Here is a 16,006-nt window from a genome sequence, read left to right on the forward strand (position 1 = left end):
GCACTCCCCCTCGGAGAGGCGAGTCATGACCACACCCCCCTTGCGCCCCGGCCTCCGGCTCCGCTGCCGGACCTGCACGGCCGAGGTCGTCGTCGTCCGCCCCGGATCCGGCGTCGGACCCCTGGAATGCGGCGGCGCGCCCATGACCGCGGAGGACGTCACCGCTCCCGCGGTCACGCCGGACGGACCGGGCGTCCTGCTCGGCAAGCGCTACACCGACGAGTCCCGAACGCTCGAGATACTGGTCACCAAGGCCGGAGCCGGACCGCTGAGCCTCGGCGGGGTCGCCCTGACCCTCAAGGCGGCCAAGCCGCTGCCCGCCTCGGACTGACACCGGGCCGACTGGCCCTAGACTCGACGTTCCGCGACACCGGCCGGGGGACGAGCGATGACGAAGATCCGCAGCAAGCAGCAGCTCGTCGAGGCCGCGGCGAAGGTGTTCGAGCAGAAGGGCTACGCGGCCACCCGGATCGAGGACATCGCGGCCGAGCTCGGCGTCATGCAGGGCAGCCTCTACTACCACGTGGGGAGCAAGGCGGCGCTGCACCGACTCGTGGTGCAGCACCATCTGCAGCGGCTGACCGACGAGCTCGAGGCGGTCGTCGAGTCCGCGGCCGAGCCCGCCGAGAAGCTCCGGCTGGCGATCCTCGGCCACCTCTCGCACGTCGAGCAGCACCTGCTCGAGGCCCCGGACTGGTTCAGCGACCCGACGCGTTCGGCCGACGTCACCGACGAGGAGGTCGCGACGCACCGCGCGTCGGTGCTGCGCTACCGCGCAGGCTGGGCAGCCATCGTCGAGGAGGGCATCGCCCGGGGGGAGATCGCCGCGGGCACGGACGCGACGGCCGTCGCCACCTCACTCGTCAGCATGTGCGACTACGTCTCGTACTGGTTCCGACGGGACGGCGACAAGCGGATCGAGGAGATCGCGGCGCTCCAGCACCAGATCGTCTGGTCCGGCATCGCCGCGGCCCGCGTCGACTGACGCCACCCCGCCACTTCTCGAGGTGGATTCGATTCGCGGCTATGCTGGGCCCCTCGCCGGGGTGGCGGGGGTGGGGGCGCAGACCGGATGACCAAGATCCGCAGCCGGCAGCAGATCGTCGACGCGGCGGCCAAGGTGTTCGCCGACAAGGGCTACGACAACGCCCGCATCGAGGACATCGCCAAGGAGCTCGGGGTCCTACAGGGGAGCCTGTACTACCACGTCAGCAGCAAAGCGGCGCTGCTGCGGCTCGTGACCCGCCAGCAGTTCACCGAGGTCGTGGTGAAGCTGGAGAAGCTCGCCGCGGGTCGGGAGGCGCCCCGGGAGAAGCTCAAGAAGGCCATCCGGGCGCAGCAGCGCTACGTCGACCGGCACCGCACCGCCTCGCCCCGCTGGTTCACCGACGCCCACGACCCGCGCCGTACCGAGATCGAGGCGGAGGAGGACGCGCGGCTGCTCTCCCGGTACCGCGAGGCGTGGAAGTCCATCCTCAAGGACGGCGTCGCCGCCGGCGAGATCTCCCCGGCGATCGACCCCACCATCACCGTGCTGACCCTGCTCGGCATGTGCATCGCGCCCGCCGCCTGGCCGCCCCCGGGACCCGGGCGCTCACCGGGCACCCTGGCCGCCCTGCAGCTCGAGATGGTCTGGTCGGGACTGGCGGCCGGGCCCGCGACGGGCCTGGACGAGGCCGCGGGGACCTGAGCGCGGCGAGTGTCGGAGCGGGTGACCACGCGGGTGACCACGGGCCGCCGAACGGTTCTCGGACCCTGACCTCGACGGCGCTTGACCCCGACCGTGTCGCATGCCATATTTCGAAGGCGATTCGAATTATCGGAGGGTAGGCCACCCCTGCCGCCCGAGTCGCCGACCAGGTACCACTCCACGGATCCGGGAGCGGAACCCGGGACGGCCGCCTCCGACCACCCCGGCCACGGGGCGGTCCCTCGTTCGACCCTGTGCGTCGCGACGGGTCCCGAAGGACCCGCTCGGCACTGTTCGGCATCTGCTCGGCACCTGTTCGGCACCTGTTCGGAGTGGACGCACCGCCGCCGCGGGACGGTCCACGCCGTCCCTCATCCCGCCCACCCCTCGGGCCAGGCGTCTTCCGTCGAGAGGATTAGCATGTCCACACACGGTCTCCCCCCCTCGAACGATCCACAGGTCGATCCGCACGCCGCCCCCCCCGCGGGGCCGGTCGCCGCGGAGCCGCGCGGCTCGCTGAGCACGCTCGTCCTCCTCGTCCTGGGCGTCTTCGCCTACCTGACGATGGAGATGATGGTCGCTCCGATCGTGCCGTTCGTGCAGCAGGAGCTCGGGATCACCGCGTCCCAGAGCGCCTGGATGCTGACCGGACTGCTCGTCGTCGGCGCGGTCTGTCTCCCGCTGGCGACCCGGTACGCCGACATCGCGGACAAGAAGAAGGTCTTCCTCGTCGTCCTCGGGCTGTCGGGGGTCGGCGCGATCACCGCCGCGGTCGCCACGACCGCCCCCCTCCTGATCGCCGGTCAGATGCTGCAAGGGGTCGGCGTCGCCGTCGTGCCGATCGCTATCGGCATCATGCGCGACAGCCAACCGCTCGACCGGGCCCGCACGGCCAACACGATCTTCGTCGTCAGTGGGGGCGTGGGTGCCGCGGTCGCCTATGTCGCCGTCGGCCCGATCGTCACGCACCTGCACTACTCCTTCATCTACTGGTTGCCGACGATCGTCATCGCCGCCGTGGTGCTGGTCGGCGTGCGCGTCCTCCCCTCCTGCCCCCCGGTCACGGGCGGCACGGTCGACTGGGCCGGCGCGGTGGTCCTCGGCGCGGCCCTCGTCTCGCTGCTGCTCGGCCTGACCTTCCCCACCACGCTGGGCTGGGGTTCGCCGCTCGTGCTGGGCCTGCTCGTCCTGACCATCGCGCTGCTCGCGGTGTTCGTCGTGGTCGAACGCCGGCACTCCTCCCCGCTGGTCGACCTGCGGGGACTCGCCGAGCGGGAGATCCTGGGCGTGCTGGGGATCAACGTCGCCCACGCGATCACTAACTTCGTGATGTACGTGATCCTGCCGACCGTGGCGCTGCTGCCGATCGCGCTGGGCTACGGCATGGGCGGCGACGCCTCCACCGCCGGGCTCGTGCTGCTGCCCTACGCACTTCTGGTGATCGTCGCCGGACCGACCGCGCAGCGGCTGGAGCCGATCGTCGGCAGGCGCGGCAACATGATGCTCAGCGCGGTGTTCATCATCGCGGCGGGCCTAGTCCTGCTGCCGATCGGCAGCACGCCGTGGACGCCGTACCTGTGCTCGGCCCTGATGGGACTGGGGCTCGGCATCGGGTTCACCCAGTCCCTCAACACGGTCGTCCGGGTGGTGCCCGCCGAGCGGGTGGCCAGCGCAAGCGGCGCGGTGTACGTCGTCCGGTCCGTCGGTGGTGTGCTGGGCGGGCAGATCGCGGCCGCCATTATCTCGGCCGGGCTGACCGAGCAGGGCGCGCCCTCCTGGGGGGCGATCCTCGCCAACATCCTGATCATCGTCGCCCTGGGCGTCGCCACCATCGCCCTGAGCTTCCTGCTCGCGGGTCGGCGTGCCACGGTGCTTGCGGCCGCTCCGCTCACGCCCGCGCAGGCCTGACCTCTCCCGAAGGGACCCTGCCGTGCAGGTCGGAGTGCTGTTCTACCTCACCGGGTACACGATCGACCCGGTGACGCTCGGCCGGGCGGTGGAGGCGGCCGGGTTCGACTCGATCTGGCTTCCCGATCACCCGGCCCTGCCGGTGCGGACCGACCTCCCCTTCCCCATGACGGGCGGTGACTTCCCGAGGCTCTACGGCGAGATGGCCGATCCGTTCGTCACCATGGGTTTCCTCGCCGCCGCCACGACCACGCTGAAGGTCGCGACGGGCGTCTGCGTCGTGCCCGGGCGCCATCCCCTCAACCTCGCCAAGGCGGCGAGCACGGTGGACAACTTCTCGAACGGGCGCCTGCTGCTCGGCATCGGCGTCGGGTACCTGCGCGAGGAGATCGCGCTGTTCGGGGTGGACTTCGCGACGCGGTGGTCCTACGCCCGGGAGACGATTGACTTCTGTCGCAGGCTCTGGAAGGACGGCCAGGCGGGGTACGACGGGAAGATCCTGCACTACCCCGAGGTCATCATCGACCCGCTCCCCGCGCAGCGGCCGGGCCCGCCGGTGATCATCGGCGGGCTGAACACGGCGTACACCTACCGGCGCGTCGCCCACTGGGGCGACGGTTGGCTGGCCACCCTCCCCTCGCCCGAGCAGATCGCCGAGGGCCGCAAGGCCATCACCGCCGAGTGCGAGGCGATCGGCCGGGACCCCGCGGAGATCGAGATCTCCGTGCTCACACACGAGGCGGACCCGGCGCTGCGGGAGGCCTATGCCGAGGCGGGCGCCGACCGGCTCGTCGTGATGCTCTACAACCACCCCGGCCGCGCCGTGACGCCCGACGAGTGGCTGGCGGTCTCGGCGACCGCCGCGACCTCCCCCGCCCCCACCCCGGAGCAGACCCTGGACGCGCTCGACCGGATCCGGTCGCGCGCGGGCCTGTGACCAGCACGAGAAGGGATCGACCAGCATGCCGAAGGACTTCCTGCGAGACGTGCTCGAGAAGCACATCGCCGAGGGCTCGGACAACACCATCTGGTGGGACGAGGAGCGGATCCCGCTCCACACGATCGACCAGCGCGTCACGGACGTGATGAGTCTGAAGGGGCGCAAGGCCGTCGTCACCGGCGGCGCCGGGATCAACCTCGGCCAAGCGATCGTCCACCGGCTCGCCGGGCTCGGCGCGGACGTCGCGATCGTCGACCAGGAGCCGGAGAAGGCCGCGGCCTTGCAGGAGTCCTGGGGCCGCAAGCCCGGGCCGTCGGCCGAGGAGCTCGCGAAAATCGTCGCGGACCGCTGGGGGGTGCAGGCCGTGGGGATCTACGGCGACGCCCTCGACCCCACCGGCATCCGGGCGATCCTCGCCGAGGCGAACGAGCGGCTGGGCCGGATCGACATCCTGGTCAACAGCGCGGTCGCCACCTACGTCGGCGACCTGGCCACCGTCACCCCGGAGCAGATCGACAGTGCGATCGCCGGGACCCTGGCCGCGCCCATCCACTCCTGCCGCGCGGTGCTGGACTACATGATCCCGCAGGGCTACGGCCGGATCGTCAACATCGGCTCGGAGGCGAGCCGCACGGTCCTGCCCGACCTGGGGCTCTACGGCACCCTCAAGGCGGGCGTCGCCGAGTTCACCAAGCACCTGGGCAAGGAGGTCGCCCAGCACGGCGTCTTCGTCAACGGGGTCAACGCGGGCAGCATGTGGGGTCCGAACCGCGAGCTGCTGCCCGACACCTGGCAGGTCCTCTACGACCACGGCCGCACCGCGATCCAGCGCTACCAGCTGCCCGAGGAGGTCGCCAACATGATCGCCTTCCTGGCCTCGGACGCGGCCAGCTCGATCGTCGGCACCACGGTCGACGTCGGCGGTGGGATGTCGCTGTGACCGTGTCCGGCGAGCTCCTGGACGAACCACGCGGCGCGGACCTCACCCCGACCCACCTCACCCGCGTCCACCAGCGGATCTGGACCGCGCGCGGTGAGCTCGCCGGGCGGACGTTCATCGTGCCCGCCTGTCCCTCCACCGTCGCCGAACTAGCGGCGTTGGAGCGGGCGGGCCGCCGCGTCGGCTACCTCCCGCCCGAGGTCGCGACCCGCTCGGCCCGGCACGTACTGGGCACGATCTTCCCCCTGATGCGCTGCTACAGCCTTCAACCCGACACCGAGGTCGAGAACGTCGCCGGTCGCGGCGGCTGGTTCGACTACGAGGCGGCGATCGACGCGCCCTACCTCGGGACGGACGAGACGGCGCTGCTCGAGCGGGTCGCGGCCGACGGGCGCGCCCTGCTGACCATGAACCAGTACATCGTGGCCGCCCAGGACAGCAGGCTGTTTACCGGGCGCTACCTCGACGAGGTCCGCACCTGGACCCGCATCGGGATCCGGGTCACCGGACGGATCGTCGCCGCGCGCTTCGACGGCGACGAGATCGCGGAGGGCCTGGGCGGTGAGGAATCCGTCCCCGGTTCCCTGCTCACCGGGTACGACCTGCACCCCGACTTCACCTCGCCGTTCACCGGCGGGCGGACGTCCGGCGTCGCGGCCGCCGAACGGCACCTGCCCGTCGTCGTGGAGCCACCGGCGCCCGTGCGGGGGGTGCACCCGGTCCAGCTCGCCAACCCCGACCCGGACGTCGAGTGGCGCCGCCAGGCCGACCGGCTCGCCGCGGCGGGGTTCGCGGCCGAGCTGGGGCTCTCGGCCGAGGACTACCTCGCGTCGCTGCCCCGGTTCGGCCCTCAGCCTGCGTCCTATCGCGGCCGCTTCGACGCCCCGGTCCTCGTCGAGACCCGGATCGGCTGGGAGCGGCAGTACGCGCTGCTCGGGATCCGGATCTCCGCGTTCATGGCGTTCTTCCCCCCGCCGGTACCCGTCGGCCCGGACTCGGTCGCACCCGAGGTGCCCTACACTGCCTGGTTCACCCGCTGGGGCCAGCGGTTCACCGAGCCCACCGCCCCCGACGAAGCCCGGGCCGCCCTGGCCCCGGACGAGGTCGGCGCGAACCTGCAGGAGGGCGGCGCGGTCGTGGCCGCCTTCCCCGAGCTCGTCGACTCCGCCCGGTTCTTCGACCTCATCGGCATGGTCTCCCCCGCAGACGAGGTCGGCGGCGAGGTGTCCTTCCCCGCGCTGGAGCGGACCCCGGGGATCTGTCGCTGGCGCGGGCGAGCGGAGTTCGCCTGCAACCTGTATCCGTTGGCGTTCAGCGTCTTCCGGCCGCTCGTCCGCGGCCGGGAGATCACCATCTGACCCGGCGGAAGACCGCGGGCCCGCCTACTCCGGTCGGAGCGGGCGGGCCCGAGGGTGGGAGGGCTAGGTGCGCGGCCCGCCCGAGACGTAGAGGACCTGACCCGACACGAAGCCCGAGCGCTCGTCGACGAAGCAGGACACCGCGTGCGCGATGTCCGCCGGCTCGCCCGCCCGGCCGACCGGGATCTCCGAGATCCGCTGGGCCAGGTAGTCGTCCCATGGCACCGACAGGCGCTCGGCGGTCGCCCGGGTCATGTCGCTGACGACGAACCCGGGCGCGATGCAGTTGACCGTGATCCCGAAGCGTCCCAGCTCGAAGGCCAAGGACTTGGTGAAGCCCTGCAGACCCGCCTTCGCCGCCGCGTAGTTGGCCTGACCGCGCTTGCCCAGCGCCGAGGTCGACGACAGGTTCACGATCCGGCCCCAGCCGGCGTCGACCATGTGCTTCTGGGCCGCCCGGCTCATCAGGAACGAACCGCGCAGATGCACGCCCATGACCGCGTCCCAATCGGCCTCGGTCATTCTGAACAGCAGGTTGTCCCGGGTGATCCCGGCGTTGTTGACCAGCACCGTCGGTGCGCCGAGCTCGCTCGCGAGCCGGTCCACCGCGGCCTGGGCGGCCTCGGCGTCGGCGACGTCGGCGCCGACGGCCACTGCCCGGCCCCCGGCGGCGACGATGGCGTCGGCGGTGCCCTTCGCCGCCGCCTCCTCCAGATCCAGCACGGCCACGGCCAGCCCGTCGGCGGCCAGCCGCGCGGCGGTGGCCGCACCGATTCCACGGGCGGCACCGGTGACGACGGCGACGCGGGACTGCGACATCGGGATGACTCCTTCGGGGTGGGGTCCGGCTGTGGTTGCCGGCGTTCAGGTCGACCGCAGGACGCGGCGCAACCAGTCGGTCCGGCGGGACGCCGCGGCGAGGGAGAGCTCGGCGTCGGGGGCGTAAATCTCGAAGCAGTGGTAGGCACCCGGCCACACGTGCAGCTCAGCGGCGCCGCCCGCGGCCCAGATCCCGGTGGCGTAGCCGACGGCCTCGTCGCGGAAGGTGTCGACCGAGCCGACGTCCACGAACGCCGGAGGCAGATCGGCCAGGTCGGTCGCGCGAGCCGGGGCGGAGTACACCTCGACCGCCGGACCGCCACGACGGTCTCCGAGCCGAGCCTGCCAGGCGGTGCGGTTGGCCGTGCGGTCCCAGACCCCGACACCGTCGAGCTGGCGGCCCGCGGGGGTGAGCTCCCGGTCGTCGAGCATCGGACACAGCAACAGCTGCCCGGCGGCCCGCGGGCCGCCGCGATCGCGCGCCAGCAACGCGGTCCCCGCGGCGAGGCCCGCCCCGGCGCTGTGCCCGGCGAGCACGATCCAGGCGGGGTCGATCCCCAGCTCCGCCGCGTGGTCGGCGGTCCACACCAGACCGGCATAGCAGTCCTGCACCGCGGCGGGATCCGGATCGGCCGGGGCGAGTCGGTAGTCGACCGAGACGACCGGCACCCCGAACTCCCGCGCCCAGGCCAGCGGCAGGTCGACGCCGAACCGGTAGTCACCCAGCACCACCCCGCCGCCGTGGATCCAGTAGAGCACGGGTGCCGCGGGGGCGGTGTCCGGCGGACGCGCCACGAGTAGCTCCAGGTCCGGAGCGCCCGCACGCGGCACCGACACGGTCCGGATCGTGACGCCGTGCCGGTCGGCGATGGCCGCGAGCGGCTCCGCCCCGGCAGCCACGGCCTCCCGCAGGGGGCCCAGCATCGCCGGGGTGACGGTGGTCGGCACGTCCGGGGTCACCGCCAGGACGGCGGCGAGCTCGGGATCGATCGGCGGGTGCACCGTCGAGGGGTCCCCGGCTCTGCCGTTCGCCGTGGCGCTGTCAACTGTGGTCATGTCCCTCTCCCGTGTCGGGTCCGTTCAGGCCCCGAGCAACAGCACCTCGCCGATGACCGCGACCAGCGCGACCTCGGCGCCGACGACCTGGTTCGCCGCGCTCTCGCCGCGCAGCTGACGCACCGCCTGGACCACCCGCTGGAGCCGCTGGGACTCCCCGGTGTGCGAGTGCGACATGGTCCCGCCGTCGGTGACGATCGGGTAGCGCCCGGTCGCCTCGATGGCGTCCCCGGCGACGAGGTCGGGCCCCTCCCCGACCTCGCAGTACCGCAGCGCTTCGAAGTAGCGGACGATCTCCCACGAGAAGTTGTCGTAGAACTCGAAGACGTCCACGTCGTCGCGGCCGATCCCGGCCTGGGCGAACGCCGCGTCCCCGGCCTTGCGACCCCACATCGCGACCCGGTCGTAGGTCGGCGGATGGGTGTAGGTCGGCCCCCAGCTGTCCCACGCGCCGCCCAGCACCCGCACGGCCTGCACGTCCAGGTCGGCGGAGCGCTCGACGGTGGTGAGCACCAGCGCCGAACCGCCCTCGCTGGTCGTCGCGCAGTCCAGCAGGTGGTAGGGGTCGGCGATCATCCGCGAGGCGAGGACGTCCTCGGCCGTGTAGGGACCCCGGCCGTGATAGACGGCCTCGGGGTTGCGGGACCCGTTGTTGCGGATGACCGCCGCGATGTGGGCGATCTTCTCCCGCGGCACCGAGAAGCGGTGCAGGTACTGCTGCGCCGCCATCGCCCACTCGGCCGGGGTCATGAGCCCCCAGCACTCGATGAACTCGTTCGGCGTGCGCGCCCACGGTGCCACCGACGCACGCTCGGTGTAGACCCCCGCCTGGCCCCCGGCCAGCACCACGGTGTCGCAGAGTCCCGCGGTGATCGCGGCCGCTGCCTCGGCGACGGCGGCCGGGCCGGGCACCTGCGCCCCGGTCCAGAACCACGGAATGCCCAGCCTGTAGCCGAACGCGTCGGCCCCGCCGCGGTACTGCAGCCCGGGCAGCACGGTCAGGCCGTCGACGTCGGCCACGCTCAGCCCGGCGTCATCGAGCGCGCCGATGATTGCGGCCAGCGTAACCGACTCCGAGTTGTGGCCCTCGAGCACCCGGGCCTGCGGCGTGTTGTGGGCGCCGACGACCACGACCTCGCGGCGGCTCATGCGGCGAGCTCGAAGCAGGGCAGGGTGATCGCGTCAGTCACGGGGGTGAACCGCACCCTGACGGGCGCGTCAATGGCCACCGCCTCCGGGGGCGCCCCGACGATGTTGGTGATCATCTCGTAGCCCTCGTCCAGCCGGACGACCGCCACGACGTAGGGCACCTCGAAGGCCGGTGTCTGCGGACGCCAGACCACCGTGTAGGTCACGATGTGCCCCACGCCCGCGGACTCCACCCAGGTCAGGGTGTCCACGTGGCACTCCCGGCAGAACTCCTGTGGGATGAACACGTGGGCACCGCACTTGTCGCACCGCTGGACGAGCAACCGGCCCTCCCGACACGCCGCCCAGAACGGCTCGGTGAGCGTCGACGGGTGCGGGACCGGGCGGTCCGTCAGCGTCACGCCGTGTCCAGCGGGCGGCCGTCGGCGTCCAGGTCCTGGTCGAAGGGCAGCTGGTAGAGCCGGATGGCGTTGCCGCGCACGATCCGGTAGGTGATGGCGGGATCGACCCCGGCGAACTGGTCCGCGAGGTGGCTGCGCGTGTGCGGGAACGGACCGTCGCTGTGGGGGAAGTCGACCTCGAACATCAGGTTGTCGACTCCGATGTGCTCGGCGCTCGCGATGGCGTGCTTGTCCGCGAAGATGCAGCCCCACATGTTGCGCCGCACGTAGGTCGACGGCTTCTCCTTGAGCTTCTCGTCCCCCAGCGCCCAGGTGTGGTGGGCGTAGGCGTGGTCCATCCGCTCCATGGCGTACGGGATCCAGCCGGCCTGGCCCTCGGAGTAGGCGAGCTTGAGGTTCGGGAACCGGTCGAGCACGCCGGAGAACACGAAGTCCGCCATGGAGGCGTAGGAGTTCGCGAACTGCAGGACGGGCAGCAGCAGCAGCGGCGCCTCCGGGGGCAGCGTCATCAGCAGCGAGGACGAGCCGATGTGCATGCACACGACCGTCTCGGTCTCCTCGCACGCGGCGAAGAACGGGTCCCAGTTGCCGTCGTGGATGCTCGGGTAGCCCAGGTGGCCGACGATCTCGCTGAACGCCACCGCGTGCACCCCGCGGGCGGCGTTGCGCCGCACCTCGGCCGCCGCCAGGTGCGCATCCCACAGCGGCACGACCGGAGCGGGCACCAGCCGTCCACGCGAGTCGCCTGCCCACTCCTCGACCTGCCAGTCGTTGTACGCCCGGATCAGCGCCACCCCAAGATCACGGTCGTTCTCGGTCTCCTCGCTGAACGCCTGCCCGCAGAACCGGGGGAACGACGGAAAGCCGATGGACGCCTCGACGCCCTGCTCGTCCATGGCCCTCAACCGCGCCGCCGGGTCGTAGCAGGCCGGGTCCATCTCCTCGAAGGTGACGGGCTCCTTGTCCCGCATCTCGGCGGAGGTGTGGACGCCGTCGAGCACGACGACGGCGCGGCGCGGCACGTAGACGGACTTGCCGAAGACCCAGACGTCGCTCGGCATGCCGTCGGGGTCCTCCTCGAAGCCGAAGAGGTCAGTGTCCAGGCTGACCATCCGACGCTCGACGCGCGGGGCCCCGTACTGGAACTTCTTCGGCAGCCACCGCTCGAAGAGGTGTGCGGGTTCCACCAGGTGGTCGTCGACGGAGACGATCTTGGGAAGTTCGGACGTGGTCATCTGTTCCTCACCCTCGGGTCGTACTTATGGACGGGACGGCGCCGTCGGGAAGCGGCGATCCGTCGAAGAGCAGGCCCCGGTAGCGACCCTCGGCACGCCACTGCTCGACGATCCGTTCGAAACGCCACACACCGGGCGCGAACGGGCCGTTGCGGCGGAACGCCTCGACGTTCGGGTTGCCCTCGTTGTTGTAGTAGCCGGGTGTGCACGTGGCGAGGAACTCGCCGTTGCGCCGGGCGGACTCGATCACGGTCCGCACCCAGCCGTCCTCTGCCTGCTGCTCGACGTCCACGGACCCCGCGCCCGCGGCCCGGGTCGCCGTGACGATGTCCGCGATGTGTCGGGCCTGGACGTCCAGCAGGTGGGTCTGGTTCGACGAGATCCCGGCCTGGTTGATGGAGACGATGAAGAAGTTGGGGAAGCCGTGCGTCTGCATCCCGTAGAGCGTCGAGATGCCCGTCGAGAACTTCGCGCTGAGCGCCATGCCGCCCCGCCCCACGACGTCGTAGCCGAGCCGACGGGAGAACGGGGCACCCACCAGGAAGCCGCTGGCGAAGACGATGCAGTCGACCTCGTACTCGATCCCGTTGGCCACGACCGCGGTCTCAGTGATCTTCTCGACGCCCTGGCCGTCCGTGTCCACCAGCGTGACGTTGGGCCGGTTGAAGGTCGGCAGGTACTCGTCGTGGAAGGTCGGGCGCTTGCACAGCGCCCGGTAGTACGGCTTGAGCGCCTCGGCGACCTCGGGGTCCTCGACGATCGCGTCGACCCGGGCCCGGACCGACTCCATGACCTCGAAGTCGACGTCCTCATCGAGTACCCCGCCGTGCAGCGCCCGGTTCCGGAAGATCTTGGTCCAGCCGTCGTCCACGAGATCCTCACCGACGTCCTCCCCCGCGATGAACCCGGAGAAGTTGCGGACGCGCTCGTGCTGCCAGCCGGGCCTCAGCGCGGCGGCCCACTCCGGGTCGGTCGGCCGGTTGTCCCGGACGTTGACCGCCGAGGGGGTGCGCTGGAAGACGTAGAGGTGCTCGGCACTCGCGCCGAGGTGTGGGACGGCCTGAATCGCGGTGGCACCCGTGCCGATGATCGCGACCCTCTTGTCCGCCAGCCCGGTGAGGTTCCCCCGGGCGTCCCCGCCGGTGTAGGCGTAGTCCCACCGGGTGGTGTGGAACGAGTGCCCGGTGAAGCTCTCGATTCCGGGGATCCCCGGGAGCTTCGGCAGGTCCATCGATCCCGCGGTCATCGCGACGAAGCGGGCGCGGAAGCGGTCGCCCCGGTTCGTGGTGACAGTGTAGCGCTGCTCCGCCTCCGCCCACCGCACGTCGATGACCCGGGTGTGGAGCAGCGCGTCCCGGTAGAGGTCGAAGTGGCGCGCGATCCGCCGACAGTGCTCGTAGATCTCGGGGCCCTTGGTGTAGCGCTCCGTCGGGATGTATCCGGTCTCCTCCAGCAGCGGGAGGTAGATGTAGGACTCGGTGTCGCAGGCGGCGCCGGGATACCGGTTCCAGTACCAGGTCCCGCCGAAGTCCCCGCCCTGCTCGATCAGTCGGACCTTCTCGACCCCCGTGGCGCGCAACCGGGCGCCGGCCAGGAGCCCGCCGAACCCGCCGCCTATGACCGCGACTTCGACGTCGTCCGAGACCGGCGCGCGCTCGACCACCTCGGCGTACGGGTCGACGAGATAACGTTCGAGGTCGTCGGTGATCTGGCGGTACTGGGCGGACCCGTCGGGTCGCAGCCGCTTCTCGCGCTCCTGCCGGTACTTCTCGCGCAAGGCGTCGGTGTCGAGGGCGGGCTCGGTCCGGGACTGCTCAGTCACGAGGAGTGTCCTTTCGCCGCACGGGCGGCGTCCGTTTCGCGCAGCGCACTGTGCCCTGCCGCGCGAGATGTCGAACGTACTGTCAAACCATCGGTCACGTCGGTTCCCGATCACGCTGTCCATCGGACCCGCCGCGCCGTCGCGGCGACGTGTTCGACGACGGTCGCGTACACCCCGGCCGGCAGCTCGTGGCCGAGACCGGGCACCACAACGAGCTCGGCGCCGGGTATCGCGGCGGCCGTGGCGACGCCCCCACTGACCCCCACGAGCGGATCGTCCGCGCCGTGGACGACGACGGCGGGCAGCCGCAGCTCGCGCAGCGCGGGTGTGCGGTCCGGGGCGACCAGGATCGCCGCCTGCTGACGCAGCTTGCCCTCCGGGTGGTGGCAGCGGTCGTAGGCGTACGCGGCTCGCGCGCGGGCGCGTTCCTCGTCGACCGGGAAGCCGCCCCCCGCCAACACCCTGGCCATCTCGACCTGGGACTCGACGACCTCGGCGCGGGTTCGCGGAGCACCCGAGCGCAGCGCGGCGAGGACCTCCGGTCGAGCCTGCCCGACCTCGCGGTCCCCGGTGGTCGACATGACCGAGCAGAGCGAGGCGACACGGCCCGGGTGGTGGATCGCCAGGAGCTGCGCGATCATGCCGCCCATCGAGGCACCCAGGACGTGCGCGCGCTCGACGCCGAGAGCGTCGAGCAGGCCCACCGCGTCCGCGGCCATGTCCTCCAGGCCGTAGACGGCCGCGGCCCGTTCACCGCGGCGCGCGGCCTCGATGTCCGGCACCCCGGCGAACTTCGTGGATAGCCCGACGTCCCGGTTGTCGAACCGGATGAGGAAGAAGCCGCGATTGACGAACTGCGCGCAGAACTCCGGGGCCCACGCATCGAGCTGCATCCCGTGCCCCATGATTAGCAACAGGGCGGGGTCGGCCGGATCGCCGAGGGTCTCGTAACAGAGGTCGAGACCGTTCGCGCGGACCGTCCCCGCACTCGTCCTGCCTGCCGATCGTGTCATCGGACGGCGCCGAGGTCCAGCGACTCCCACGCGGCGGTGGCCCGGACGAGCGGCTCGGCGCCCGGGCCCGCGGGCGCGGGGTCACCGGTCCGCACGAACGCCCCGAAGGCGGCGCCGTACCCCTCTTCCGGCGCGCCCGGGGTGCGGACGACCACCGTCGAGACGCGCGCGGCCGCGCGGTCCTCACCGCAACGGCGGACCGTCCACATCGTCAGTCCCGCACCGCGCTCGGCGCAGGTGCTGCCAACCAGGACATCGACCGGGGTCACCGCGGCGCGCAGCAGAGCGACTAGGTCGCCGAAGGGCAGGTCGTCATGGGCGACGAGCCCGAACGGGGAGCGGCCCCCCGGCCGACCGAGCGCGGCCTCGGCCCGGGCGATCGCCGCCGCGTCGACCTCGCGCAGGTCGCCGCGGCCCGCCGGATCCGCGCCGAGGACGTCGAGGAACGCCGCGGCGACCCGCGTCGCCTCCACCGGGGTGTGGACCCTGATCGGAGGCGCACCGATCGGAAGGACCAGCCGACGCACCAGCGGGCTGGTGCGAGGTAGGCCCGCGAGCAGCGCGGCGGCGTGCGCGCCCTCGCCCCTGCCGGAGACCGTGATGGCCATGGGATCCCCGCCGAACGCCCTGGCGTGGGTCGCGACCCAGGTCAGGGCCTCCATCTGGTCGAGGAGCCCGAAGTTTCCGTTGCCGAGCCCCTCGCGCAACGCCGTGAGGTCGAGGTAGCCGAGCGCACCGGTGCGATGCCATGGCGCGACGACGACGATCCCCTCCTCGGCCGCCAGCCCTGCGCAGAAGCGGCGGGACCAGCCGTCGGCGGAGGCCGGCTCGTCGTCGAGCCACAGCAGCACCGGGCGATCCTGTGCACCCGCGGGGACCCAGACGTCGAGCGTGAGCCGGGAGGCCTCTTCGAACGCCGCGCCGAAGGCGTCGGGGACCGCGCCGCCGAGCGGGGACCACGAGTCGGAGCGCGGGCAGGGCACCGGCGGCGCGAAGCGGAGGAACCCCACCGGCGGCGCGGCGTAGGGAAGTCCGCGGAAGACCTGGACCTGCGGGTACCGCCGATCCCAGCCTCCCTGAACCACCCCCTCGGACAGGGTCACGGTCGGGTGCGACACGGTGACCTCCCTTCCGTGGCCGAACGACCCGCCGGGGGCGGACCCGCCCTGGGGACGTCCTCGAGCAACGACACGACCGTAACAATCGGATTCATCAGCGTCAACATTGGATCCGAAACTAGGCATCGTCCCGCCTCCTCAGCACGAACGACCACAAGAAGCGGGGTGTCCCCCCGGATGACTGGCAGCATAAGGAGTGCCCCCCCACTTGTCGAGACCGCCGCCACGCGCGGGCAGGTGAGAGCGGGGAGTCGGCGTCCGATGCCGGGGCGATCCGGCCGGGAGCTAGTGCCTGCGGATGCCTCAGCGGCGTGAGGGCGCGGACGACCGACCAGCGCGGCAGGCATGGAGACGCAGCGTCGCGGCCCGGGCGAGGCATCGATGATGATCGGACTGCCGAGCGGGTCGCATCGCCGTGCGGAGCCGCCCACTCGCCGACGCCGTTGGTCGCCGACGCAGCAGGCGGGGCCGGAGACGACAGCGGACGGCGGGGGTTTGGGGGTTGGCAACAAGCCCGCGCCCCCGCCCCGCCATACAGCCCAGCACCACCCCCACAG

General features: G+C 71.9%; 15 protein-coding genes. 7 read left to right on the forward strand and 8 right to left on the reverse strand.

All coding sequences use genetic code 11. The annotated features are described in order from the left end of the window. Positions 1-25: 25 nt before the first annotated feature. From AB0B41_RS26615 to AB0B41_RS26645, 7 genes are all read left to right on the forward strand, one after another. Positions 26-331, forward strand: coding sequence for a hypothetical protein (locus AB0B41_RS26615; RefSeq protein ID WP_358207976.1), 306 nt, complete (start codon positions 26-28; stop codon positions 329-331). A 57-nt stretch (positions 332-388) separates the two neighbouring features. Then, positions 389-985, forward strand: a complete 597-nt coding sequence (locus AB0B41_RS26620) for a TetR/AcrR family transcriptional regulator (protein WP_358207978.1) — start codon at positions 389-391, stop codon at positions 983-985. 87 nt (positions 986-1,072) lie between these two features. After that, positions 1,073-1,690, forward strand: coding sequence for a TetR/AcrR family transcriptional regulator (locus AB0B41_RS26625; RefSeq protein WP_358207980.1), 618 nt, complete (start codon positions 1,073-1,075; stop codon positions 1,688-1,690). 420 nt (positions 1,691-2,110) lie between these two features. Next, positions 2,111-3,598 (forward strand): MFS transporter, encoded by a 1,488-nt coding sequence (locus AB0B41_RS26630; RefSeq protein ID WP_358207982.1) that lies wholly within the window; start codon positions 2,111-2,113, stop codon positions 3,596-3,598. A gap of 22 nt (positions 3,599-3,620) precedes the next feature. Beyond that, entirely contained in the window at positions 3,621-4,535 is a 915-nt protein-coding gene (locus AB0B41_RS26635) for an LLM class F420-dependent oxidoreductase (RefSeq protein WP_358207984.1), read from the forward strand. Positions 4,536-4,560: 25 nt separating this feature from the next. Beyond that, positions 4,561-5,478, forward strand: a complete 918-nt coding sequence (locus AB0B41_RS26640) for an SDR family oxidoreductase (RefSeq protein ID WP_358207986.1) — start codon at positions 4,561-4,563, stop codon at positions 5,476-5,478. After that, positions 5,475-6,836, forward strand: a complete 1,362-nt coding sequence (locus AB0B41_RS26645; protein ID WP_358207987.1) for a hypothetical protein — start codon at positions 5,475-5,477, stop codon at positions 6,834-6,836. The genes AB0B41_RS26640 and AB0B41_RS26645 overlap by 4 nt, the downstream gene beginning before the upstream one ends. 63 nt (positions 6,837-6,899) lie before the next feature. Here AB0B41_RS26645 and fabG read toward each other — a convergent pair whose 3' ends face one another. The 8 genes from fabG to AB0B41_RS26685 all read right to left on the reverse strand — a co-directional run bounded on the left by fabG (position 6,900) and on the right by AB0B41_RS26685 (position 15,449). Next, positions 6,900-7,655: a 3-oxoacyl-ACP reductase FabG gene (gene fabG, locus AB0B41_RS26650; protein WP_358207989.1), complete on the reverse strand. Its 756-nt coding sequence runs from the start codon at positions 7,653-7,655 to the stop codon at positions 6,900-6,902. 45 nt (positions 7,656-7,700) lie between these two features. After that, positions 7,701-8,711 carry an alpha/beta hydrolase fold domain-containing protein gene (locus AB0B41_RS26655; RefSeq protein WP_358207991.1) on the reverse strand — a complete coding sequence of 337 codons (1,011 nt, stop codon included), beginning with the start codon at positions 8,709-8,711 and terminating at the stop codon, positions 7,701-7,703. A gap of 24 nt (positions 8,712-8,735) precedes the next feature. Beyond that, a complete protein-coding gene (locus AB0B41_RS26660) occupies positions 8,736-9,860 on the reverse strand; it encodes a thiolase family protein (protein ID WP_358207993.1) in 1,125 nt (374 codons plus the stop codon). After that, positions 9,857-10,261, reverse strand: coding sequence for a Zn-ribbon domain-containing OB-fold protein (locus tag AB0B41_RS26665; protein ID WP_358207995.1), 405 nt, complete (start codon positions 10,259-10,261; stop codon positions 9,857-9,859). Before AB0B41_RS26665 ends, AB0B41_RS26660 begins: the two co-directional genes overlap by 4 nt. Then, a complete protein-coding gene (locus AB0B41_RS26670) occupies positions 10,258-11,496 on the reverse strand; it encodes an amidohydrolase family protein (protein WP_358207996.1) in 1,239 nt (412 codons plus the stop codon). Before AB0B41_RS26670 ends, AB0B41_RS26665 begins: the two co-directional genes overlap by 4 nt. A 7-nt stretch (positions 11,497-11,503) precedes the next feature. Further along, on the reverse strand, positions 11,504-13,318 hold the full coding sequence (locus AB0B41_RS26675; protein ID WP_358207998.1) for an NAD(P)/FAD-dependent oxidoreductase: 1,815 nt from the start codon (positions 13,316-13,318) through the stop codon (positions 11,504-11,506). A gap of 110 nt (positions 13,319-13,428) precedes the next feature. Continuing rightward, on the reverse strand, positions 13,429-14,331 hold the full coding sequence (locus AB0B41_RS26680; protein WP_358208000.1) for an alpha/beta hydrolase: 903 nt from the start codon (positions 14,329-14,331) through the stop codon (positions 13,429-13,431). Continuing rightward, the gene (locus AB0B41_RS26685; protein ID WP_358208002.1) at positions 14,328-15,449 is read right to left on the reverse strand and encodes a carboxylesterase family protein; all 1,122 of its coding nucleotides are present in this window, start codon (positions 15,447-15,449) and stop codon (positions 14,328-14,330) included. The genes AB0B41_RS26680 and AB0B41_RS26685 overlap by 4 nt, the downstream gene beginning before the upstream one ends. Positions 15,450-16,006 lie beyond the last annotated feature (557 nt).

The sequence above is a fragment of the Pseudonocardia sp. NPDC049154 genome, assembly GCF_040648315.1.
Lineage (GTDB): Bacteria > Actinomycetota > Actinomycetes > Mycobacteriales > Pseudonocardiaceae > Pseudonocardia.